Here is a 22,678-nt window from a genome sequence, read left to right as displayed (position 1 = left end):
CCCCACCACCGTCGCCGCCGTGGTGGCGCCGCCGACCCGCCATCCTGACCACCGCCGCGGTGCTCACCATCGCCGTCATCGTCACCGTCGTCAGCATCGCGATGGGCCACCGCGAGGCCGCGAAGCGCCAAACCACACTGCCCTTCACCGGACTCCGCGAACCACAAGGCCTGTCAGTCGATTTCGGCGGGACGGTGTACGTCGCCGACACCCTGCACAACCGGGTGCTGGCACTGACGGACGGCTCGAGCACCCCAGCGGCGTTGCCGTTCACCGACCTCAACTACCCCACCGGAGTGACCGCCGACAACAGCGGCAACGTCTACGTCAGCGACGCCGGCAACAAGCGGGTGGTGATGCTGCGGGCCGGCTCGACCACCCAAACCCAGCTGGCGTTCACCGGTCTCGACAACCCGACCGGTATCACGGTGGACAGCAGCCGCATCGTGTATGTGACCGACACCGAGAACGACCGGGTGGTGTCGCTGGACACCGACTCCAACCAGCAGACCGTGCTGCCGCTCATCGGGCTCAACGCGCCCACCGGTGTGGTGGTGGACAACGGCACCATCTACGTCGCCGACGGCGGCAACAATCGGGTCCTGTCGCTGCGCACCGGCTCCAACGCGCCGACCGAGTTGCCCTTCACCGGCCTCAAGGAGCCTGGCGGTGTGACGGTGGACAACAAGGGCGCCGTGTATGTCACCGACAGCGGCAACAACCGCGCACTGAAACTTCCCGCCGACTCCACCACCCAAGTCGAACTGCCCTTCACCGGGCTGGACTACCCCTGGGGGTTAGCGGTCGACAACCTGGGCACGGTCTACATCGCCGGCCACAGCAACGAGGTAGTGGCGCTGCGCCAGCAGTAACCGCCCACGGGAGAATGTGACCGTGTTTGGTCTTGTCGTCGTTGTTGCGCTGGTGGCCACCGTGGTGCTGGGCACCGTGCTGGGCAAGCGCTACCGGGTCGGTCCACCGGTGCTGCTCATCGTGCTCGGGTCGCTGCTGGGTCTGATCCCGCGATTCGGCCAGACCCAGCTCGACGGGGAGATCGTGCTGCTGCTGTTCCTGCCGGCGATCCTGTACTGGGAAAGCATGAACACCAGCTTCCGCGAGATCCGCGCGAACCTGCGCGTCATCGTGCTGTCCAGTGTCGGGCTGGTGATCGCCACCGCGGTCGCGGTGTCCTGGACGGCGCGGGCGTTGGGCATGGAGCCCCACGCGGCGGCGGTGCTCGGCGCGGTGCTCTCCCCCACCGACGCCGCCGCCGTCGCCGGTCTGGCCAAACAGTTGCCGCGCCGACCGCTGACGGTGTTGCGAGCCGAGAGCATCATCAACGACGGGACCGCGCTGGTGCTGTTCGCCGTGACCGTCGCCGTGGCCACCGGTGCCCCCGCGATCGGCCCGGCGGCCCTGGTCGGGCGGTTCGTCGGCTCCTATCTCGGCGGTATCGCGGCCGGGCTGCTGGTCGGCTGGCTGGTGACGCTGCTGCGCCGCCGCATTGACGCGCCGCTCGAGGAGGGTGCGCTGAGCGTGCTGACGCCGTTCGCGGCGTTCCTGCTCGCCCAAACGCTGCACTGCAGCGGGGTGGTCGCGGTGCTGGTGTCGGCGCTGGTGCTCACCTACGTGGGGCCGCGGGTGATCCGGGCGCGGTCGCGGCTGCAGTCGTTCGCGTTCTGGGACATCGCGACCTTCCTGATCAACGGCTCGCTGTGGGTGTTCGTCGGGGTGCAAATCCCGGGCGCGGTGCGCGGCATCGCCGACGTCCACGGCGGGCTGCGGGGCGCCGTGGTGCTGGCCCTTGCCGTCACCGGGGTCGTCATCGCCAGCCGGATCGCCTGGGTCGAGGGCACCACCGTGCTGATCCGCACCCTCGACCGACGCCCGGTGCAGCGCACCCGCCGGGTCGGGTGGCGCCAGCGCACCGTGACCAGCTGGGCGGGATTCCGCGGCGCGGTGTCGCTGGCCGCGGCGCTGGCCGTCCCGCTCACCACCCGCAGCGGCGCCCCGTTCCCGGACCGCAACCTGATCATCTTCGTCGTGTCGGTGGTGATTTTGGTGACCGTCCTGGTCCAGGGCAGCACCCTGCCCGCCGTGGTGCGGTGGGCCCGGCTGCCCGAAGACGCCACGCACGCCGACGAACTGCAGTTGGCGCGTACCCGCGCCGTGGAAGCCGCCCTCGAAGCGTTGCCGCAGGTGGCCGGTCAACTCGACGTCAGCCCAGAACTGTTGCGCCGCTTGCAAAAAGAATACGAGGATCAGGCCGCGCTGGTGGCCGCCAACTCCGACGACACCGCACCCAACGACGTGGCCGAGCGCAACGAGTTGGTGCGGCGGGTACGGCTGGGCGTGCTGGAACACAAGCGCCAAGCGGTGACCGAGCTGCGCGACCAAAACCACATCGACGACATCGTGTTACGGGAGCTGCAGGCGGCGATGGACCTGGAGGAAGTCCGGCTGCTCGACCCCGCCGACGCCGACTAAAGGCCGAACTGGTCGTCGATGATGCCCAGCCAGATCTGCGCGGCGTCGATGGCGACCTTCTCGCTGATGAAGGCGTGCTGGGTGCCGGTGTACATGTCGCGGAAGGCGCGTTCGAAGCGGCTGCCTTCGCGGATCGCGCTGGTGCCGGCAACCAGATGTGCCCATTCCGCGCAGCTTCGGGCGGTGTCGGTGGCGTACACGGCCGCCACCCGCATATCCGCCCGCAGCCCCGGCGTCAGCTCGTCGCCGGCGGCGACCGCGGACTCGGCGGTGCCGAACGCGTCGAGCACCAGCAGCCGCGCCGCCCGCCAGGCCGCGACGTGATGCGCCAGCCCCTTCTGAAACGTCGGGCGGCTGGCCAGCGCCGCCATGTCACTCATCCGGTATTTCGTCGCCGCCAGTTCGGTCACGTCATCGAGCATGCTCTTGGCGACCCCCAGCGCCCACGACGCGTGCCCAGCCGCGGTCACCGGCATCAACCCCATCCGGGTGGCCGGCGAGCTGCCGCGGTAGGGGTCGCGGCGAAACAGCGCAAACGTCCGGTGCTGCGGCACGAACACGTCGTCGATGCGGTAGTCGTAGGAGCCGGTTCCCTTGAGCCCCTGCACATACCAGCCGTCGTTGACCGACACCTCGTCGCGCGGCAGCACGGCCACCTGCATGTCGGGGATGCCCTCGGCGACCCAGCGCATCTCGCCGTTGTCCATCGGGAAGAACCCGGCCGCGATGTACTGCGAATGCCCGATGCCCGAGCCGAAGCTCCACGATCCGCTCAACCGGTAGCCCCCGTCCACCGCGGCACCCTGCCCGTTCGGGAAATACTGGCCGCCCAGCGTGACGCGGTTCTCGTGCGCGGTGAACACCTCGGCGAACCCGTCATCGGGCAGATAGGCGGCGGCCGCGAACGACGACGGCAGGTTCGCGATCCCGACCCAGCCGAACGAGCCGTCCTGCCAGGCCATTTCGACCCAGGTCTCGATCATCTCGGCGAACGACGGCTCCACGCCGCCGGCCGCGACCGGGTTGAACGCCGACAGCAGCCCGGTGGTCCACATTTCGTCGACGACCGCGGGGGTCAGGGTCCGGATCCGTTCGGCCTCAGCGGCCTCGGCCCGCACCAGCTCCCGCATTCCGCGCGCCAACGCCGCGACTTGCCCCCGCGCTACGGCGGTCAGGTCTCCAGCGCTTTCGCGCAGCCGGCGAGCACCGCGGAAAAGCTGGAGCGGAGCAGCCGGGAGGTGACCGGCTCGAGCAGCCGGCCGCCGATGTAAGCGGGGTGGGTGTAGCGGGTCAGCCAGTCGACGTGCGTACCGTCATCGCGCGGGGTGAAGGTCAGGGTGCCGCCCTCGTGCTCGAGCGGCGGGAACGAACCGAGAATGAGGTAGGAGTAGGAGCGCGGCGGATCATAGGCGGTGATCTCTTCGCGGAACCAGGCGCCCAGCCCGACCACCTCGCGCACCGCGCCTTCGCCGGGGCCCGACACGTTTGTCGCCCATCGAGCCCTTAACACCGCCGCGGCGGAGGTCAAACTGGCCGGGTCGGCCAGCCAGTCGAAGACCCGTTCCGGGGAGGCGGCGATTGTCCGTTCGATGTGAATCTCGACCATCAGATCTCCTGCCTGGCAGTGGCCGCGGTGTCCACGCCCATGCTAAACGCCCTCGGCCCACCGCGGGCCGGCGACGCCGAGATGCCGAACCCGCCACGGAGGCGTAAGGTTAGTTAGACGCTCTCGTTAATTCATGGCCGTCTGGGCTCCCCCGCAATGTGGCGATGGGACGTGACGCGGCCGGCGTGCCGAGGATGAGGAGCTTGTGATGGCGCGAACCGACGGTGATACCTGGGACATCGTGACCAGCGTGGGCCTGACCGCGTTGGCGGTGTGTGCGGCGCGGGCGCTGGACGCCGCGCTGCAGCCGCCGCTGGCCAACGACGAGTTCGCCGCCGGCTTCGTGGCCGCGGCGGGTGAGCCGAACCTCGCCGCCGCCGTGGCCAACACCGATCTGACCGGCGCCGCGGGGTTCAACGCGCAATGGGTGGGGGTGCGGACCCGGTTCTTCGACGACTTCTTCCGGCAGGCCGGGCGCAGCAAGGTGCGGCAGGCGGTGATCTTGGCGGCCGGATTGGATTGCCGCGCCTACCGGTTGGCGTGGCCGACCGGTACGACGGTGTTCGAGGTCGATCAACCGCGGGTGCTGGAGTTCAAGCAGCAGGTGCTCGACGAGCGGGGCGCCGTGCCGTCCGCGCGCCGGGTCACCATCGCCACCGACCTGCGCGACGACTGGGCGGGCGCCCTGATCGCGGCGGGCTTCGACCCGACCCAGTCGACGGCCTGGGCGCTGGAGGGCCTACTGCCCTACCTGCCCGGCGCCGCCCAGGACGCGCTGTTCGAGAAGCTGCACGAGTTGTCGGCTGCCGGCAGCTGGGTGGCCGCCGAGCTGGGGCCGAAGCCTGGTGAGCTCGAGGAATTCACCGCCAACATGAAGGCGCTCAGCGACGACCCCACCCAGCCCACGGTCGGTGAGCTCTGGTACGCCGATCCGCGCCGCGACACGAAAGAGTGGCTGGCCGAACGGGGTTGGGAGGTCACCGGTGTCGACCTGGTGGATGCGGCCGCCAACGGCTACGGCCGCCCGTTCCGCGATTTGCCGCCGATTTTCGAGCGGCTGTTGCGCCAGAAGTTCTTTACCGCCGTCCGCGGCTAGGCGTTGACCTCATCCGGGCTCGGATATCCTCGCGGAGCTGGCTTTTCGCGATCTTGCCGCCGGAGGACCGGGGCAGTTCGTCGACCACGATGAGGCGTTCGGGCAGCAGCTCCTTGGAGACCCCCAGCCCCAGCAGATGCGCGATGAGGTCTTCCAGCTCGACGGCGTTTGGGCCGCTGCGTTCGGCGTAGAGGCACACCTTCTCGCCGAACACCGGATCGGGCATCGCCACCGCGGCGGCCACCGCGATCCCCGGATGGGTCATGGCGGCGTCCTCGACCTGGGTGGCGCTGATGTTCTTGCCGCCGCGCAGGATGAAGTCGGAGGTGCGGCCGGTCACGGTCAGGTAGCCGTCGGCGTCGATCTCGCAGATGTCGCCCATGCGCATCCAGCCGTCGCCGGTGAACAGCTGGTCGTGGTCGGTGCCGTCGAGGTAGCCCAGGCTGGTGGCCGGGCCGCGGCAGGCGGGCTGACCGCGCCCGGTGTGGGTGACGTCCTTATCGCCGTCGAACAGGCGGACCGCCATCTCCGGCACAATCCGGCCGGCGGTGCGGAGCCGGCGTTGCGGCGGATCGTCGACCGTGGTGCCGCTGAGCAGCCCGGTTTCATTTGAGCCGTAGAACTGCAGAATCGTTGCGCCGGTGAGGTCCTCGAACTCTCGCGCCGGCCGGTACGGCAACGCTTCGCCGCCGGTGTAGACGATGCGCAGCGAGCTCAGGTCGTAGTCGCGGCATCCGGGATCGCCCATCAGCATGGTCAATTGCGTGCTGACGCAGCACAGTACGGTCACCCGGTGTCGTTCTATGGCTTGGCAGGTCGCCGCGGTGCTGAACCGGTCCAGCAGCACCGCGGTGGCGCCGAGGTGGATCGGGGTGGCGTGGCTGGTCCAGAGCCCGAACCCGAACGGCGTGGGGATGACCGGCAGGAAGATGTCGTCGTCGGTGAGCCGCCCGTGGGCGACGGCCTTCTGGTGGAAGTAATACCACCGGTTTTGGGTGTGCACGACGCATTTGGGCAGCCCCGTGGTGCCGGAGGTGGAGTTGATCAGGAAGACCTCGTCGGGACCGAATCCGGCGTCGGCGGGCAGCGCCGCGGGTTGCACGTTCAGGGTCGGTCCGGCGGGGTTGTGGCGCAATACCAGCACCGGTACGTCGGCTTCGGCCTGCGCCGCGGGTGCCTGCCGTGGCGGATCGGTGATCAGGATCGTCGGGCGCGCACTGCGCAGGATGGCGGTGACCTCCCGGGTGCCGGCGCGGGCACCGATACCGACGACGACCGCGCCGCAGCGTTCGATCGCGACGAACAGCACGTGGATGGCGGCGGAGTCGCCGTGCCACACCGCGACCCGGTCACCGCGCGTCACCCCCGCCCCGGCCAGCTGGGCCGCTAGGGTGTTGGCCGCGTCGTCGAATTCCCGCCAGGTCAGCGCCGCGCCGGGATAATCGAGATAGGCCACGCGCTCCGGGGTCCGTTGCGCGTGACGGTGCACCACCGCCGACAGCGTGGTGTCGGACCACCAGCCGGCGGCGTGGTAGCGGGCCGCATCCTCGGCGGTGAACGCCGGCGAGTCCGCTGCGCTTGGACCGCCGGTGCTCATGGGTCGCATGATAGCGACGGCGCGGTTAGCCCGGCGTGGTCAGATCGGCAGTTCGGTGGTGCCGCGGCCGAGGTTGCGGAAGCCCGCACAGGCCTCTTTGATCCCCAACAAGTACGGCAGCGCGTTGAACCGCAGCTTGAGTTTGCCCCCCAGCCGGGTGGCGGCGCTGCTCGGCGGCACGACGACCGCATCGGCGGATGCGGCGAGGTCGACGTAGTGGGTGGGCGTTTGCCCGATGCCCTCGAAGTCGTGCACCAGCGGCAGGCACAGCTGGCGGAACCGGTCGTCGAGGCACTGCGCCACCGGGTCGGTCATCAGCACGTATTCCGGCACGGGGACTTGGTTTTTCAGCATGCGGTGCACCAGGATGACGTCGACGCCGGCGAGTTCGGCGTGGCGTTTCACCCGCTGCTCGGCCACCTCACCGGCGTGGGCGACGAACTTGAGCGACAAATTTTCCAGCTGCGCGCAGCTGGCGCACTCGCAGTCGTAGTCCCGGTTGATCTGTTCCCGCCGGCTGCGGAACGCCTGGTGCATCCGCGCCAGCCGCTCGCCCACTATTACTTTGGCGTCCCCGTTGGGTGCCCAAAAGAACGCGGCGTCGCCCTCCAGCTTCGCCAACTTCAGGCCTTTGGCGGCGTCGATGACCGACTCCAGCAGCAGCGCCACCGTCATCTGCGCATGCACCAGGTGCATCCGGTTCCAATTCATGTAACGCGTGTATCCACCGATATCGGCGATAACGAGGACCGCGTGCCGGATGGCCATGAACTGGGCAGTGTAGTCCTGATCCGGCGCGGTCGCTGCGGGTTACAGCGCCCCGGCCGGCGAGGTTGTGGCGGCGTCGGCTCCGTGGCTTAGTCCCGGAACACCACGGTGGTGCGCCCGTTGGGGAACACCCGCCCGGTCAGGTGATGCCCGACCGCCTCGGCGAGCACCCGGCGTTCGATGTCGCGGCCCTTGCGGACCAGGTCCGCGGGGGTGTCGCGGTGCGACACGGCCTCCACGTCCTGGGCGATGATCGGCCCCTCGTCGAGCTCGGCGGTGACGTAATGCGCCGTCGCGCCAATAATTTTCACGCCCCGGTCGTGGGCTTGATGGTAGGGCCGGGCCCCGGTGAACCCGGGCAGGAAGGAGTGGTGGATGTTGATCGCCCGACCCGCCAGCGCGGCGCACAGCTCCGGAGAGAGGATCTGCATGTAGCGGGCCAGCACCACCAGGTCGACCCGATACTGGTTGACCAAGCCGAGGATCTCGGTTTCCTGCTCGCGCTTGGTGGGCGGCGTGATCGGCAGGTGGTGGAACGGCACGTCGCCGAAGTCGACCCGCGGAAATGTCTCGCGCGGGTGATTGGACGCCACCGCGACGACGTCCATGTTCAGGTCGCCGGTGCGCCAGTGGTAGAGCAAATCCACCAGGCAGTGGTCCTGTTTGGACACCAGGATCAGCACCCGCATCCGGTCGTCGCGCCCGCGCAGCGTCCACTCGGCGTCCAGGGCGTCCAGCACGGGCGCGAGGGCCGCCGCGTCCACGTCGCGTTGGCCGGTGGTGAATTCGATGCGGGCGAAGAAGCGCTGCGCGAACGGGTCGCTGAACTGCTGGGCGTCGGTGATATTGCACTGCAGTTCATACAGCGCGGTGGAGACCGCGCTGACGATGCCGGGCCGGTCGTTGCACCGGAACGCCAGCACGAAGGCATCAGTCATGGCGGCCACGTTAGTCGGCTGAAGGGCTTACCGCCGTGTCACCGCGGCTTGGGCTCGCAGGCATAGCCGTCGCCGTCTCGGTCGAGCTTGGACGAGTAGGCCGGGTCGTCCTGGGGGATGCTGTAGCGACCGTCGTTGTGCGCTTCGGTGCAGTTCTTATAGGGCGGGCCCGCGACGGCCGAGGGCAGCGGAGTGATTGCGGCGCCGGCGACGATGCCGGCAGCGATCAGCAATGCGCGAATCATGTGGGGTCCTGTTCGATGCCGTAGTGACGGTTGCAGATTAGCGCCTGCGGTGTAGCCACCACGCCATTTCAGCAAGTTTGCTCGCGGAGTTATGTGCCCGACGCCATGCGCCGCTCCGGGACTGCCCCGTTGCCGGGCGACCACGCACACACGTTGCGGACCGCCGAGCTTCCCGACCACCATCGGGACCCGTTCGACCGCGTCCTGGTCGCTCAAGTACAGCTCCTCGATCTGACGATCATTACCGCCAACGATCAGTTATCCGCCTACGACGTCGCGGTGATCGCCGCTTGAACGTCGCCGCCGGGCCCACCGTCACGGCATTGCCTCGGCCCACCCGATGTGCCCCGCAAAGCCAAGCGTTCTGGCCATGTCGCGGTAGCGATCCCGTAGGTCCGCGTAACCCGCGCCATTGCCGTGCGCCCGCGCCAGCAGAACATGTAGCCGCAGCAGCCAGATGTCGCGTATCACCAGACCCTCATCGGCTGGCGCGGCCGCTAACCGCTCGATCGCGGCCTTGGCTTCGACCATGTCCGTGTCGACCCCGCGATCCAGGAGTGTCTCCACCAGCACACCGGTGGCAACAATGCCCCACGCCCGCAGTTGTCCCTGGCGGGCCAGATGCTCGACGGCGGCGCGCATGACCGGTACCGCACGGTCGCGATCCCCACGCCGAACTCGCTCACGCGCCACGTACACATTGACGAGCGGTAACTCGGCCAAGCGGTATCCGCGGCGCTGGAAGACGTCGCCGAGCTCGGCCAGGTCCTTCTGCCCCCGGTCACGCTCCGCATCCGTGCCGCGGTGTACCAGCGCAACGCCCAGCGCCAGCCGGGCGAGGGCCAACGCGGCGTCATCACCCGATCGTTCGGCAATCCGGATGGCCTCCGCTATCTCGCGCATCGCGCGATCATCGGGGATCAGCACGCCGTTCGCTATTCCCGGGAGATAGAGATAGGCAACGACCGTGGCGTAGGACATCGGGTCGGCGCTGCGGGCCATGGTCAGGCCGCTCCGCAGGTCGTCTGGCCATCCGGGACGACCCAGGCTGTAACGGCCGATGGCCCTCGACGCATAGGCAAGCGCTAAGGGAGATCCGAACAGGAAGTTTCCTTTTGACGGGTCACCGTCGGCCAGGTCGATGACTCGTTGTGACCACCGCGACACGTCACACCACTCGCCGCTCACGCTCTTGGCGTAGATGGGGGCAAAGGACAGCCCCACCGTCAACATCGGATCGCCGAGCGACTCGGTGAGGGCCATGGCTTCCGACGCCAGCTCTGAGCCCTGCCGGATCCGATCGTGATGCGCGTGGTCGACCACCAGCCCTGCCATGGCGATGGCCAGCGACGCCGTGTCCCCGGCGGCAGTGCACAATGCCCGCAGTTCTTCAAAGCGGGCACCGGCCACATCCATATGGACTCGGTAGGCGGTCCCACACAACATGGTGCGCGGGGCGATGCGCATGGCTGCCCGGTTGGGGTCATCGGCGGGCAGTGCGTCGGCGATCTTGGTGGCGCGCTCCCAGCTTTGTCGCGCCGCGGCGATGTCGCGGTTTGTTGCCCACGCCGCAGCGCGCATGTGCCAGCGGTAGGCGGCGTCCAGATCACCGGCGGCCTCCAGGTGTTCGGCGATCAGCGCGGCGTTCTCCTCAGCTGCTGCCGGGTCCCGTGATTCGATGGCGGCCGCGACGCGCCGATGCAGGTTGGCGCGATCGGATTTGAGCTGTGACTCATAGGCCACCATACGAATCAGTGGATGGTGAAACACATACTCAGATCCTCGACCAAACACGACCTGATCGATGAACTCCCCCGCCAGCAAGTCGTCGAGGACCGGATCAATCCCGAGGGTTTCCAGTAGCGCCCGGCTGAACCGCGAGCCGATCACGGCCGCAGCATTCAGCCTGCGCTTGCCAGCCGGGTCAAGGCGGTCGATACGCGCGGCGATGGCCGCCTGCACGGTAGCCGGCACGCTCACCTCGCCGACCTCTCCCGCCAACCGGTATGCGCGCGGCCGCCCGCGCAGCACGCCACGGTCCACCAGTTCCCGCACCATCTCCTCGGCGAAAAACGGATTGCCGGCGGCTCGCTCGGTGATTCTGCGACCCAGTGCGGCAACCGAGGGATCGGGGCCGAGCAGCCCCACGACTAGTGCGGTGGTTTCTGAATCACTCAGGGGTGCAACGGCGATGCTCTGAGCCCCGCCAGCCCCGCCTAGTGCGCCGTGATATTCGGGGCGATAGGTGATCAGCACCAGCGATCGGGTCTGCAGGATCACGGTGAGGAACGCGACCAGCATCGACTCGCTGACGTCATCGATCCAGTGGACATCCTCGATGATGTAAAGCGCCGGCGTCCCGCGGGCCACCGAGGCGGCATTCACGAGTGCGGTCAGCCGCCGCCGACGCGCGTCGGGATCGATTTTGGGCAGGCGAACCTCGGGATCGGCAATTCCGAGCAGGTCGTCAAGCAGACATACATCCTCGGGATCGGCCTCGGACACTTGGGCGCGGAGTTGGACCCGGGCCGTGTGCGCGTCGAGACCCTGAAGTCCGGTGGCCGCGCGCAGTACCCCGGCCACGACATGGAACGCCACCTGCTTGGTGTGCGACTCACAGTAGGTGGTGAACACCTCCACGCCCCGTCGACGGGCGATCCCGGTAACCTCGCGCACCAGACGGCTCTTGCCGATGCCGGGCGGCCCTGCCACGCCCACCACGGCACCCCGGCCGTCGACGGCATCGTCCAACAAGCCCCCGAGGGTGGACATCTCCCGGCGCCGACCGACCAGCGTCGACTCAACCCGCCCGCTGGTTCGATGGCCGGCACCCATGCCCAGCAGCCGATGGGCGAGGACCGGTTCACCGGCGCCCTTGATCCGAACCAACTCAGCCTCGCCGAGAGCCGCTGTGCCATCAACGAGACGCGCTGTCGACGCACTGAGCATCACTCCGCCCGGCTGAGCTACCGATTCCATCCGCTGCGCCATGCCGACCTGCGCACCAACCGCGGTGTAACCAAACGATCCAGACCCCACGGCCCCGGCGATCACCTCACCGGAGTTGAGCCCGACCCGCAACTGCAGATCGACGCCGTCGCGGTCGTGCAGGTGGACCGCAAGCCGCTTAGCCTCTTCTTGAACACCCAAGGCAGCCAGGCACGCACGAACAGCGTGGTCCTCCAACGCGACCGGTGCGCCGAACACCGCCATGATCCCGTCACCGGTGAATTTGTCGACCGTCCCGCCGTAGCGGTGCACCGCTGCGGCGCACCGATCGGCGAGATCGGCCATGATCTCGCGCAGCCGCTCGGCCCCGACAGTCGCGGCGATATCCATCGAATGCACCACGTCGGCGAACAGCACCGTCACCTGCTTGTACTCCGCCGCTGCAGCGCCGGGCGCGATCGGTGCGCCGCACTTGTTGCAGAACCGCGAATCCGGCGACAGCTCCGCACCACACGACCCGCACCGGACCCCTGTTGTGGTCATGCCGTCGCCGCGGAGATTGGGCTGCCCGCCATGAGCCTCGCTCACATCAACATGGTGTCACCGCTTGCCAGCCAACATGCGCCTTATCGGCGCCGCGGGGACTTCTGGACCGTGATCGCGGTTGCGCTCGGCACGACCCGCCAAGCGGCACAGCAGCGGTTTGGAAGGTTGACCGGCTGATCGGCCCGACCTACTGTCGCCCCGGTTGTGACGCCGTTCGGTGCGGCAGCGGAGGTGGTTATCCCTGGACGTCGATGTGGATTGGGTGCCGGGGATCGTCAGGGCAGTAGAAGATTTGCAGGTCGCCGCCGCGCCCCAGGATCATGCCGGTGATGTTGCCGCGGTCGCCGTCCACGGCGAGGTCGCTGCTGTCCCAGTGGCCCATTCCGTCATCGCGTTCGTAGGTGTCGAATGAGGCAAGCAGGTCGAGGTCTCGGCCGCATGCGGGGCACGGCACCCGGTACGGATCAGAGGCGTGCCAGCGGGGCCATCCGCCCACTTTCGTGCCCGGTGCAACCGACAGGTCGCATTGGTAGGACAGGTCGTTCCAGCTAGGGTCTCGGAGGAGGTTCCAGTTCACCTCCTCCAGGCTGTCGAGCTGGCCCCAGAGGTCTTCGGGCAGGTCCAGCGGATACTCGAGGGCCTGTTCGGGGTGTAAGACGCACGGCCCAGGCATCAATAGCGCCTCGAAGTCGACCGGGGCTGGAGGGTCGATAGCTGTATCGGGCAGGTCGGCGGAATTTCGCCAGATCACTGTTATCGCAGGGGCGTAGGCTTCTTCCTGGTCGGGCAGGTGGGTGTGATCGACCGGGCACCACAGCACTTGGAGCAGGTCTGTCCCCTGCGGGAACTGGATCGTGGGTGCGTCCTCGGCGAACAGCTGCAATATGGGAACCAGCGGGTTCGGGACGCTATGCGGATGGTTGTCGTCGGGCTCTGAACCGATGACACTGGAATCCCAGAAATGCCACGGGTTTACACATGTGGGCCAAGCCTCGTTCTCGGGCCACAGCATCGGGCCACCGATCGAACTCTGCCGACAGGTCGGCGACCCGCGCCGCGGATGCAGCCGCGTAGTAAACCGGGCATACCCAGCCAGCTCCGGCACCAGCGCCGCCACATCCACCGGGCGCGGCGGCGTGCGAGGTGTGTCAACCACGGCGATGATCATTACACGGTCGCCGACACCCGTGAGTGGATGGCGCGGACACATGGCCGAAGCGCCCGTGCGTTGGGCTCGCCTGCGGGAGCCGCTACGGCGGTATCGCCAGCGATTGCTGCACGGCGTTAACCGCGTGGGACTTCTGCATAAAGCGCCAACGTCTCCCCCTGGGCTGCGTACTCTCTACCCATGACCGGGCGACCCGGCGAAGCGGTGAGTCATGTCATGGGAATGACCCCCGGGGACAGCTCGCGGGTCGCTGGCGCGGCCGTCGCCGATTCGTTCCGACAGCTCGCTTCGTACCGACGGTGCGTTGAACGAATCCGTGCCGCATGGCCCGGATTTGCCGCTCGCCGACGTGAGCGACTCCAGCAAGGCGGACCTGGTCCGCCGGTCGAGAAGGTCGCGGAAAACATCCTCGAGGATTTGTTCACGACCGTCCTCGACTGGCCGGTGACGGACGTCAAGCCACAGGTGGAATGGGCGGACATCGTGCTGTCCAGCTTGGGTTTCAAGCGGCTGGTCCTGGAGGTGAAGCGGCCCGGTTCGCTCATCGGACGCCGCGCGGCGATCGACGCGGCCTTGAGGCAAGCCCGCCGCTACGCGGCCGGTCAGCGGGTCGGGGCGGTGGCGGTCAGCGACGCGACCATGCTGTACGCGGCCGATGTCACCGGCGGTGGCCTGCGCCATCGTGTGTGGGTCAAGCTCGACACCGAGCAGGCCCCCGAAGATCTCTGGTGGTTGTCGCTACACGGCATCTACCGACCTTGCCCCGATTTGACGGTTGAGCTCGGCACGCTCCCGAGCTGGGGCGATACGCTCACCGCAAGTGCCGCCGATGCCTGCGAGATCTTGCATCCGAAGTACGCGCTCGGCATGCAGTGCTTCGCGTATGTCGGTGCCGCAAATGACACGCGCACCTGGAAGCTGCCTTACCTGTTAGCGGACGGCATTACCCCGGACACCAGGCGGCTCCCCAAGGCGATCCAGTGCATCCTGAGCAACTATCGAGGCGCCAGGGTCGACATTCCTCCGGACGTCGTCGACGAGGTGCTGGTGCGGCTCGGGAAAGCCGTGGCCATGCTGCGGAAGATGCCCTGTCAACAGGCAGCCGCGGCCGACGCGTACCGCGAAGCCCATCAGGCGCTGGAGCAGCTGGATCGGCTATCCGACGTCGGTTGCTGCAGGCCCTGATCCGCCGGGGCGTCGAACCCGGGGGCTGTCAGCCGGCCAACGATTCAGCCAACATCCGCGCCAACAACGCAGTGACGGGCCCGTGGTCCCCGACGAAGTTCGGCGGACGACCCATCGACGCCTTTGCCGCGCGAACGTATGCACCGTTGGCCGGGCGCGGCTTAACCCTGACGAAGGCGGGCAGCGAATAGCGCAGCGCGATGAAATTCGCCCAAATCCGCGCGGTCCTGCCGTTGCCGTTCGCGAAGGGGTGCAGCCGGACCCACTCGCCATGGACCCGGGCACTGAGGAGGACGACCGCCTCCACGGCGTCACTCGTCGTCGGGCGCGCCCCCGGTTTGAGCACAGAATCCAACTGCCGCATCCCCGCATGAATCCGTGCGATCAGACTCGGAATCTCGACCGCCAGATCTTTCGCGTAGACGCCAACCTTCTCCGGTAGCCCGTCCGGTTGCAGCCGGCCGACGCCTACTTCATAGCCGATCAGCTCTGCAACCGTCGGGTCGCCCCGAAAGTGACCGATGTACCCAGCGACCGGCGCCCGGCAGCCCTCGTAGAGGGCGGTGTGCCAATTCAGAACCTCAGCAGCACCGGGCACCGCAGACCAATCGCGAGCCTCAGCTGCGATAGATCGGATGAGCGCCGCGGCGTTCTGTTGGATCCGAACGAGGTCGCCCGGCCAATCCTCGTTCCACGTCGGTCTAGGCACTCGGACGCGTTAGTCCTGCGCCGAGTCCGCCCGAGCCGATTCAAACGCGGCCACCACTCCGAGACTGTCGGTTCCCGGTTCGGCTTGAGCCGCGTCCTCGAGGTCGATCGCGCGTGCCGGTAACGGCTCAGCCAGTCCCTCGCCCTGGGCAAAGTCGGCAAGGCTGCGGTCGACAATCTTCGCGTATTCGGCGTCGGTGAGCTCACCAATGCGCTTCGCGGCGCGCTCGAGGTCATCCGCAAGGGTGGCTCCCCGCAGGAGGACCTCGTGGGCGACAGCTTGCACGATGAACTCGTTTTGACTGATCCGCTCGCTGGCAGCGACCTCGCGAACCAGTTCCCGAAGGCCTTGGCTCGGCAACCGCAGCGGGAAGACGCTCATGTCGATCGGCCCCCTTCCGGTGGAGAGTGATGTCAAATATGACAAATGACATCATACCGCCTCTGTCTAGGTGACGCCTGATTTCCAGTCCGACGAGGCGCATGATTGGCGAATTACTCAATCCATTGCCGATCGACGATTCCGTGTCGTGAACTACCGTGAGCACGGGCGCCGGTTGCCGCCCCGCTGATCCAACAGCGGTGTCACGCCGGTGATGTGGTGAATGTGCGCGACGGCAACACATTGCGGGCGGTGCTGACGCAGGCGGGCAGGCTGAGCCCGGCGCGGGCAGTGGCGGTGGTGGGCCAGATCGCCGCCCCGCAACGCCGTCGCCGGCGTCACGGCCGACTGAACACCACCCCGACCGTCGGGGATCAACTCATAAGTCCGTCTCGTGCTCCATGGCGAGCCGCTGCTGATGGAGCCGCCAGGCATGCTGTATCTGGCGGTTGCAGTGATCCTCGATCCGCTCCCGCTGCTCTGTCGGGATGTTGCCAGCGGACGGGTTCTCCTCGTGCCACGCGGCGATCATGGCGTCAACGAGCTTGCGGTACCTGTTCCGGAATATCTCCTCGTCCGGGTGTGGTGGGTCGAGCGGCTCGTCGGTCTCCTCCTCGCCCGCCAGCACCTCGTTGATCTGTGCGAGTACATCTGCTTCGGGGCGGTCTCTCTCCTTGCTCAGCACACGTGCCAACTCGCCGGGGTCGGGCACCCTGCCAGTCCGGAGCGCATCCTGCACCAACGGATGCAGGTGAGAGACATCAGCCACAATGGCCGCCCATTAGCAGCAACACCAGAGGGCTCACACGTGGGGCAGCCAACCAGACCCGCGCGGCGATAGCACGAAGCCACGCCCCTGGGGATCTTTACACGCGGTGGTTTTCGCGTCATCCACCCCGCAGACCACGCCGTCCACGGTGATGGAATGAAAGGGCGGGAGGGTCTTGAACTGTGGCGAGTTATCGGAGGCGATTGGGTCGCTCGTTGGCTGTAGGGGTGTATTGGTTGCAATCGAATTCACCCGGGCGCCACCGCCGGATGACGGTGAGGCGGGTGGGACTCCGGGGAAATTGTTACCCGTGCACCCCGCCGATTCAGAAATAAAATTGCAGGTAATACCGTCGGGAGTAACGAAATACACCATTGGTATAGGCACATGTCCGGGTGTAGTATATGATATTTCGTAGTCATGGACGTTGACGGGAGCATAGCCGCTCAGGTCTGGAAATTTCGGTGGGTCAGCGTGGGCGGGCCCAGTACCAATCATGGCTGCGCTGATAGCGCCAGCGAACGTGATTAGCGTCTTGGCGGTCATGTCTGTCCTATCGCATCGGTAGCGGGTCATGTTACACGCGGCTAGCGGTTGGGGTTGACTTGGAACTCCTGCACGTTGTATGGCACATTCGTCGTTGTGTTCCATTGGCTGACCAAGATATCCAAATTGTCGAGCGTCATCCCAGGGATGGGCATGATATACCCACCGTAGTTCTGCGGCAGGTAATTCGGGGCGTTTTGGTCGCTCTGCTGCGCGACAACAGTCGGAGTGCTATTGCTAAAGATTTCGGCGGGGCTGTTAGCTACCCGTACCTCAACGGTGCCGGTATTGCCGCCCTGGTGTCCGTTGAAACCGGATAGAACCGCTCTACCCTCAACTTCTCGGAAACTGAGTTCACCAAAGGGGGTACGGCTCATTGGTGCGGCTGTGCCGGTGGGGTCGCCCCAGCCGGTGCCGGTCCAGGGTTGCCATGCGCTCCGGTCGGTGACGTGCTCGGGATCGACGCGGTACATAGTGACGCCTGTGCTGCGGTCGAACGAGTCGGCGGCGATGTAGACCATGCCGTCTTTGCTGCTTTGGAAGCCGCTGATCTGGGTCACTGGTGAGTACTTGGGGTTGGGTGTCCTGCCGTCGGGAAGGTAGGGGTTTGACGAGCGCCATGACCCGTCGATCTGTTGCCAACCTTGTCGGGGATCGGTGACTTTCACCAGCCACGAACCGCCATCCGGTTTGAGCGCAGTGGTGCCCGCCGCCATCACGTAGGTTGTGCCGTCGCTCATACGGATGCTGCCAGCTGGGAGGTTGTCTTTCCCTTGCGCCTCTCCGATGCCTGGCGGCGGAGGGAACAGCACGTTCGGGCTCCCGTCAGGTCCAGTCAGCGGCGGACCGGTGATGATCATTTTCCCATTTTCGTCGAATTTCACCGGTACCGCGACCGACGGATAATGATCACCCACGCCCATTTTGTTACCGGAGAAGGAATCCCCGAAAATTGCAACGTACGACCCATCCGGTAGCTGCACTACCTCGCCCAAATCCGCCGCGCCGACACCAGGGATATTGGCACCTGTACCGCCGACCGGTCCCATATCCCAGGACTGCCCCGGAGCCATCCCCGACTTCGGCGCGGCGTCCGCGAGAGCCGCTTTCGCTTCGTTGATGGCTTTGGCGGTGTTCTCATCGGCAACACCCAGCTCATCGGCGAGACGACCCAGGTTCGTCGTCTCCGCGGTCGCAGTATTGGCGCGGCTGGTCTTCACCGGATCCAGCATGTCGTTGATTTCCTGGTTATTGAACCCCATCATCTTCAGGACTCTTGCCGCGGCGTCGTAGTCGTATGTGTCCTTGACCGCCCAGTCGTCGGACACCGAAAAGTTATCGGCTTCCAGTCCTTGCGCCTTGGATTTGAGCCCGTCGATCATCGGCTGCATCGTCTTCGCCCCGTTCTCGTACGCATCCGCCAGCGCCAACTGCGCGGCGGCCACGGCACGGTCTTGGACCAGCTCACGGTCCGCGCGCCCATCGGCGGCGTTCTTGGCTTCGCCTTCCCAATCGAAGTCGTAGACGGTGGTGTGCACCCGGTCAGCGGATTCCAGCATCTTGGTCGCCGCATCACGCAGGGGCTTCGCCATATCACCGAGCGCGGTCGCGTTCGCCTTGTAGACATCCGGCTTCTGCGGGCGACCCATCATGCACCTGCCAGACCAACCTCGCCAGCGGTCCTCACGGACCCGGTGTGGTCCGGTTCAGATCGCCCATTGCGGTCAGCCCGTCACCAATCTTTTTCGACATCCACGGCGACGCCGACACCAGTCCCGGTGCGATCAAATCCGCCAGTTCAAACGTGTTGGCTGTGTCCCGACAGAGTTGCGCCATCCGCTCATACCTGCCGCCGACCACCTTGAACGACGACTTCGTTGCGTCATGAGCATCCGCCAGAGTCGCGGCGGTTTTGAACCCGGTCAACCCCGCCATCGCCGCTGTGGCATCTGGGACGTCGACGCCGGTCACCGTGGTGTTCTCCGCACTGATCCGATCAGCGCCGGCACGCACATTCTCCGGAGTGATCTTCAAACGGCCGCTCATCGGCTACGCCCCTCCCTATCACGGCGTTATTGGGAAGTCTAAGCCAGCAACGTGGACTCCGTGTCAGGAGATCGCGGCAGCGTGTGAAGTGCTGGACCAGCACTGCCGTCCTGCGCGGAGCAGCACCATACGGTTACGTCTGGGCCCGTGGCATGGCTGGTGCTGCACCCTTGAGAATGACTCCCATCCCGATCTGACCATCAGGCCACTCCCCCCGCCGGGACGGCGTTGGCTTTCACCGTGCAGAGAATGTCGACGATGTTGTCGACGTCGCCTTCGGGAAAGACGCCCTCGGGCCCGGTCGGTGCGTGGTCGGTGAAGGGTGACTCGTAGAGCCTCGCGGGGTCCATCAGTCCATTGGCAGTCAGTTCGTCGACGATGAGGTTGACGAAGCGGATCTGGTCGACACTGAACTTGGCGCCGTCTAGGTAGTTGCCGAACGCTTCGATGGCCACCTGCCGGTCCAGCCCGACCAGCGACCGGATGAACAACCCGAGCCCGTGCGCCTGCTCCGCGGCCTGCGCGATGTCGGCGGCTTCCCCGGCGCCGCTGTCGGCCAGCATCTGCTCCAACGCCGCCAGGTCGTCCGTCGTGAGCGGCTTGTTGCGGCGCAGTCGCTGTAGCGCGACGTGATCTTCGTGCTGTTTGAGGTACGCGGCGGCCCGTGCTTGGAAACGCTCCATGTTGGTGCCTGGGGTGACGCCCGGCAGGTCGATCAGGGTTGCTTCGGTGAGCACGTCCTCGAAGTCGGTGTAGACCGCGTTCTTCTTGGTCTTCTCCAAGAATTTCAGCAGACCGCGTAGTCGTCGGCGGGCGAGTTCGAGCATGGGCAGGGTCACGTCGATCCACCACTCATCGCTCGCCACTTCGTCCAGCAGCTCCTGCTGCTGTTGCACCGACGGGATCGCGGTCTGGTTGAGCAGCCCGGCGGCGATGTTCTGGATCTGTTCGCGGGCGCGTTCGACGGCCACAGCGTCGCCTTCGAGCTGGGCGAGCTGACGGCGCAGGATCAGTAGGTCAAAACGTTTGGCGTCCTCGTCGTCGTCGGTGTGGGCCGACGGCAGCCCGCCGAGATGTTCCGCGACATCGCCGGCCGCTTCCGTGGTCAGCACCGACCAGGCTGGCCACTCGGCGTAGTGCTCCACCCATTTGCGCTTCGGGCGGACCAGGAAGTTCTCCAGGTTCATCCCGACGACGATGCGGTGCAGCGACCATGCGATGTCGACCCGCAGACCTCGCTCGGACTCAGTGCCTTTTCCTTCGGACGGTTCGGGGCCAGCAGGCGGGACCGCCGAATCCAGCGCGGTGATCAATCCCAGTCGGGTTTCGAACAGCCGCTGGTTCAACGACTTCTGCATCGAGCCTTCGGAGCCGGGAAGGTCCTGGCTGAAGTATTCAAGGTTGCCGCAGAAGTCGAAGACGTAGAAGTTCTGCTTATCCTTGCCCGGCCCGAACAGGTCGCGGCACAGCCGGGTGCCGCGCCCGATCATCTGCCAGAACTTAGTCTTGGACCGGATCAGCTTGAAGAACACCAGGTTCACGACTTCCGGGACGTCGATGCCGGTGTCGAGCATGTCCACCGAGATCGCGATGTGTGGGGCCTTCTCAGGCGTCGAGAAGTCGTCGATCAGACTTTGCGCGTAGCTCATGCCGTGGGTGATTACGCGCGCGAACGTGCCGCCGTGCTCGGGGTATTGGATGTCGAAGCGCCGCTGGATGAACTCGGCGTGGTCAGTGTTCTTGGCGAAGATGATGGTCTTGCCCAGCCGGTCACCGTCGGCGACCTTGTAGCCCTTGTCCATCAGCTCGGCCAACACCTTGTCGACAGTGTCCTCGTTGAACAGGAACTTGTTGAGCTCCTCCGACGACACCGCATCAGGGACCTCGCCGTCCTCACCCCAGTCGAGGGAGTCCCATTCGTCCTTCTCCTCCTCGCTGAGGTCGGCGTAGCGGATGCCCTGCTGCAAGAACTTGGTGCCAACCGACACCCCGATCGGCGGGACGAGAAATCCTTCCAGCACGGCCTCGTCCAGGCTGTAGGCGTCGGTGGGCATGCCGTCTTCGAGGTGGAACAGCCGGTAGGTGTTGTGGTCGACCTCGTCTTTGGGAGTGGCGGTCAGCCCGACCAGCAGCGAGTCGAACCAGTCGAAGATGGCGCGGTACTTCTGATACACCGAGCGGTGCGCTTCGTCGATTACGACCAGATCGAAGTATCCGGGCCCGAAGGCGCGTAGACCGCCCTCGGTGTCGTTGATGAGGTTCATCATCGTCGGGTAGGTCGACACGTAAACCCGGCCGTCGGTGATCTTTTCGGTCACCAGGTTCACTGTGGTGGCCGCGGGCAAATGCGCTTTGAACGCGTTGGTGGCCTGGGTGACCAGCGCGGTGCGGTCGGCGAGGAACAGCACCCGCTTGACCCAGTTGGCCTCCATCAACTGCTTTACCAGGGCGATGACGGTTCGGGTCTTGCCGGCGCCGGTGGCCATTACCAACAGCGCCTCACGCTGCTTGTTGGTGAAGGTGTCGTCGATGGCGCGGATCGCGCGGTGCTGGTAGTGCCGCTCGACGATGGCGGAGTCGATGGCAACATCAGCGAGCGGCTTGCGGGCGTGGCGGCGGTGGATCAGCAGTTCCAGCTCATCACGGGTATAGAAACCCTGCACCTGGCGCGGCGGATAGCCGCCAGCGTCATCCCAGAGCCAATGCTCATAGCCGTTGGTGTAGAAGATGATTGGCCTTCTGCCCGTGGCTTTCTCCAGGCAGTCGGCGTACAGCTTGGCCTGCTGTTGCCCGATTTCCGGGCTCTTGGTGGTCCGCTTGGCTTCGACCACCGCCAGCGGCAGGCCGTCGGCTCCCCACAGCACGTAGTCGACGTAGCCGACAACGTCCTTGTTGGGCATGCCGGTGACTTCGAACTCGCGGTCCCGGGTGTCGGCCAGCGGCCAGCCGGCTTCGCCCAGCAGCACGTCAATGTAGCGGTCGCGGGTTTCGGCTTCGGAGTAATCCCGGTCGTCGACCTGCTGGTTGGCGGCTTGGGCCTGCTTGATCTGTTCGCGCAACTGCGCGATCTCGGCGTCCTTGGCGGCGGCGAGATCGTCCTTTTCCTGCAGGGCTTTCGCGTGGGCGTCGTCTTGGGCCTTGAACCTGGCGGCGAGCTTGGCGACCTCATCCCGGCTCAGTGGTGCGGCTTTGGCGGCCAGCGCCGGGTCAAAGACCGCCTTGAGCGGCACCGCCTGCGGATTGGTGGAGTAGTGAAACGCCGCCCACAGCATCACGTGATGCAATTCTTTGAGCGTGTCGAGAGCGGCACGTGGCGGAATGGGCTTTGGCTCATGCACGGCGATGTTGCCGAGCTTACGGATCAGGTTGAGTTTCTGGGCGATTCCCATGCCGGTCTTCGACCGGAACTTGGGCTCGTTGATCCGGGCCGATAGGTCATCTTTGTAGGGCAGCGGCAAGCCGAGAAGGTCGTAGAGGTGGCCGACGAGCTGCTCGACGGCGCGGCGGGCATAAAAGCAGGCCGAGCGGGGGTCGTTGGTGACGTAGCTTTCGGCGCGGGCGCAGTCGGCGTGGATCTCGGGCCAGGCGACGGCCTTAACGAAGGCGAAGTTACTCACCAGTCCTCCTGCTCGCGATCCGCGT

Annotated in this window: 19 protein-coding genes; 5 read left to right on the top strand and 14 right to left on the bottom strand. The window is 66.3% G+C overall.

The window, feature by feature from the left end; genetic code table 11:
- Both BKN37_RS07105 and BKN37_RS07100 read left to right on the top strand, forming a co-directional pair.
- Positions 1-872 (top strand): NHL repeat-containing protein (locus BKN37_RS07105; RefSeq protein ID WP_278184937.1); only part of this gene is annotated, 872 nt, incomplete at its 5' end.
- A gap of 22 nt (positions 873-894) precedes the next feature.
- Positions 895-2,487 (top strand): Na+/H+ antiporter, encoded by a 1,593-nt coding sequence (locus BKN37_RS07100; protein WP_071023798.1) that lies wholly within the window; start codon positions 895-897, stop codon positions 2,485-2,487.
- Here BKN37_RS07100 and BKN37_RS07095 read toward each other — a convergent pair.
- Positions 2,484-3,617 carry an acyl-CoA dehydrogenase family protein gene (locus BKN37_RS07095; protein WP_423212772.1) on the bottom strand — a complete coding sequence of 378 codons (1,134 nt, stop codon included), beginning with the start codon at positions 3,615-3,617 and terminating at the stop codon, positions 2,484-2,486. The genes BKN37_RS07100 and BKN37_RS07095 overlap by 4 nt on opposite strands.
- 41 nt (positions 3,618-3,658) lie before the next feature.
- A complete protein-coding gene (locus BKN37_RS07090) occupies positions 3,659-4,093 on the bottom strand; it encodes an SRPBCC family protein (protein ID WP_071023782.1) in 435 nt (144 codons plus the stop codon).
- 208 nt (positions 4,094-4,301) lie between these two features.
- On the opposite strand from BKN37_RS07090, the gene BKN37_RS07085 reads away from it, so the two are divergent.
- Positions 4,302-5,189: an SAM-dependent methyltransferase gene (locus tag BKN37_RS07085; RefSeq protein WP_071023780.1), complete on the top strand. Its 888-nt coding sequence runs from the start codon at positions 4,302-4,304 to the stop codon at positions 5,187-5,189.
- On the opposite strand, the gene BKN37_RS07080 is transcribed toward BKN37_RS07085, so the two are convergent.
- The 4 genes from BKN37_RS07080 to BKN37_RS07065 all read right to left on the bottom strand — a co-directional run bounded on the left by BKN37_RS07080 (position 5,170) and on the right by BKN37_RS07065 (position 8,737).
- Positions 5,170-6,786 carry a class I adenylate-forming enzyme family protein gene (locus BKN37_RS07080; RefSeq protein ID WP_071023778.1) on the bottom strand — a complete coding sequence of 539 codons (1,617 nt, stop codon included), beginning with the start codon at positions 6,784-6,786 and terminating at the stop codon, positions 5,170-5,172. The two genes, BKN37_RS07085 and BKN37_RS07080, sit on opposite strands and share 20 nt — an antisense overlap.
- Before the next feature lie 39 nt (positions 6,787-6,825).
- Positions 6,826-7,554, bottom strand: a complete 729-nt coding sequence (locus BKN37_RS07075; protein WP_071023775.1) for a DUF2652 domain-containing protein — start codon at positions 7,552-7,554, stop codon at positions 6,826-6,828.
- Positions 7,555-7,643: 89 nt separating this feature from the next.
- Positions 7,644-8,492 (bottom strand): formyltetrahydrofolate deformylase, encoded by an 849-nt coding sequence (gene purU / locus BKN37_RS07070; protein ID WP_071023773.1) that lies wholly within the window; start codon positions 8,490-8,492, stop codon positions 7,644-7,646.
- 38 nt (positions 8,493-8,530) lie between these two features.
- Complete coding sequence (locus tag BKN37_RS07065) at positions 8,531-8,737, bottom strand: excalibur calcium-binding domain-containing protein (RefSeq protein WP_071023771.1); 207 nt, start codon at positions 8,735-8,737, stop codon at positions 8,531-8,533.
- A 93-nt stretch (positions 8,738-8,830) separates the two neighbouring features.
- On the opposite strand from BKN37_RS07065, the gene BKN37_RS07060 reads away from it, so the two are divergent.
- A complete protein-coding gene (locus BKN37_RS07060) occupies positions 8,831-9,031 on the top strand; it encodes a PIN domain-containing protein (RefSeq protein WP_242657128.1) in 201 nt (66 codons plus the stop codon).
- Between the two features lie 21 nt (positions 9,032-9,052).
- Here BKN37_RS07060 and BKN37_RS07055 read toward each other — a convergent pair whose 3' ends face one another.
- Both BKN37_RS07055 and BKN37_RS07050 read right to left on the bottom strand, forming a co-directional pair.
- On the bottom strand, positions 9,053-12,229 hold the full coding sequence (locus BKN37_RS07055) for an adenylate/guanylate cyclase domain-containing protein (protein ID WP_071023769.1): 3,177 nt from the start codon (positions 12,227-12,229) through the stop codon (positions 9,053-9,055).
- A gap of 238 nt (positions 12,230-12,467) precedes the next feature.
- Complete coding sequence (locus tag BKN37_RS07050) at positions 12,468-13,400, bottom strand: YwqG family protein (RefSeq protein ID WP_108772697.1); 933 nt, start codon at positions 13,398-13,400, stop codon at positions 12,468-12,470.
- Positions 13,401-13,580: 180 nt separating this feature from the next.
- On the opposite strand from BKN37_RS07050, the gene BKN37_RS07045 reads away from it, so the two are divergent.
- Positions 13,581-14,585, top strand: a complete 1,005-nt coding sequence (locus BKN37_RS07045) for a hypothetical protein (protein ID WP_131823540.1) — start codon at positions 13,581-13,583, stop codon at positions 14,583-14,585.
- Between the two features lie 28 nt (positions 14,586-14,613).
- Here BKN37_RS07045 and BKN37_RS07040 read toward each other — a convergent pair whose 3' ends face one another.
- The 6 genes from BKN37_RS07040 to BKN37_RS07015 form a co-directional block, all read right to left on the bottom strand.
- Entirely contained in the window at positions 14,614-15,294 is a 681-nt protein-coding gene (locus tag BKN37_RS07040) for a Fic family protein (protein ID WP_083341630.1), read from the bottom strand.
- A 9-nt stretch (positions 15,295-15,303) separates the two neighbouring features.
- Positions 15,304-15,675 (bottom strand): hypothetical protein, encoded by a 372-nt coding sequence (locus tag BKN37_RS07035; RefSeq protein WP_071023760.1) that lies wholly within the window; start codon positions 15,673-15,675, stop codon positions 15,304-15,306.
- A gap of 379 nt (positions 15,676-16,054) precedes the next feature.
- Positions 16,055-16,417: a hypothetical protein gene (locus BKN37_RS07030; protein WP_105369442.1), complete on the bottom strand. Its 363-nt coding sequence runs from the start codon at positions 16,415-16,417 to the stop codon at positions 16,055-16,057.
- Positions 16,418-17,031: 614 nt separating this feature from the next.
- The gene (locus BKN37_RS07025; RefSeq protein ID WP_071023754.1) at positions 17,032-18,642 is read right to left on the bottom strand and encodes a DUF4185 domain-containing protein; all 1,611 of its coding nucleotides are present in this window, start codon (positions 18,640-18,642) and stop codon (positions 17,032-17,034) included.
- A gap of 31 nt (positions 18,643-18,673) precedes the next feature.
- Positions 18,674-18,961 (bottom strand): hypothetical protein, encoded by a 288-nt coding sequence (locus BKN37_RS07020; RefSeq protein ID WP_131823538.1) that lies wholly within the window; start codon positions 18,959-18,961, stop codon positions 18,674-18,676.
- A gap of 275 nt (positions 18,962-19,236) precedes the next feature.
- Entirely contained in the window at positions 19,237-22,653 is a 3,417-nt protein-coding gene (locus tag BKN37_RS07015) for a DEAD/DEAH box helicase family protein (RefSeq protein ID WP_071023751.1), read from the bottom strand.
- Positions 22,654-22,678 lie beyond the last annotated feature (25 nt).

The organism is Mycobacterium talmoniae (assembly GCF_001854525.1).
In the GTDB taxonomy this organism is placed as follows: Bacteria; Actinomycetota; Actinomycetes; order Mycobacteriales; family Mycobacteriaceae; genus Mycobacterium; species Mycobacterium talmoniae.
Note: the sequence above shows the minus strand (reverse complement) of the source record. Positions and strands in the feature narration are given on the sequence as shown.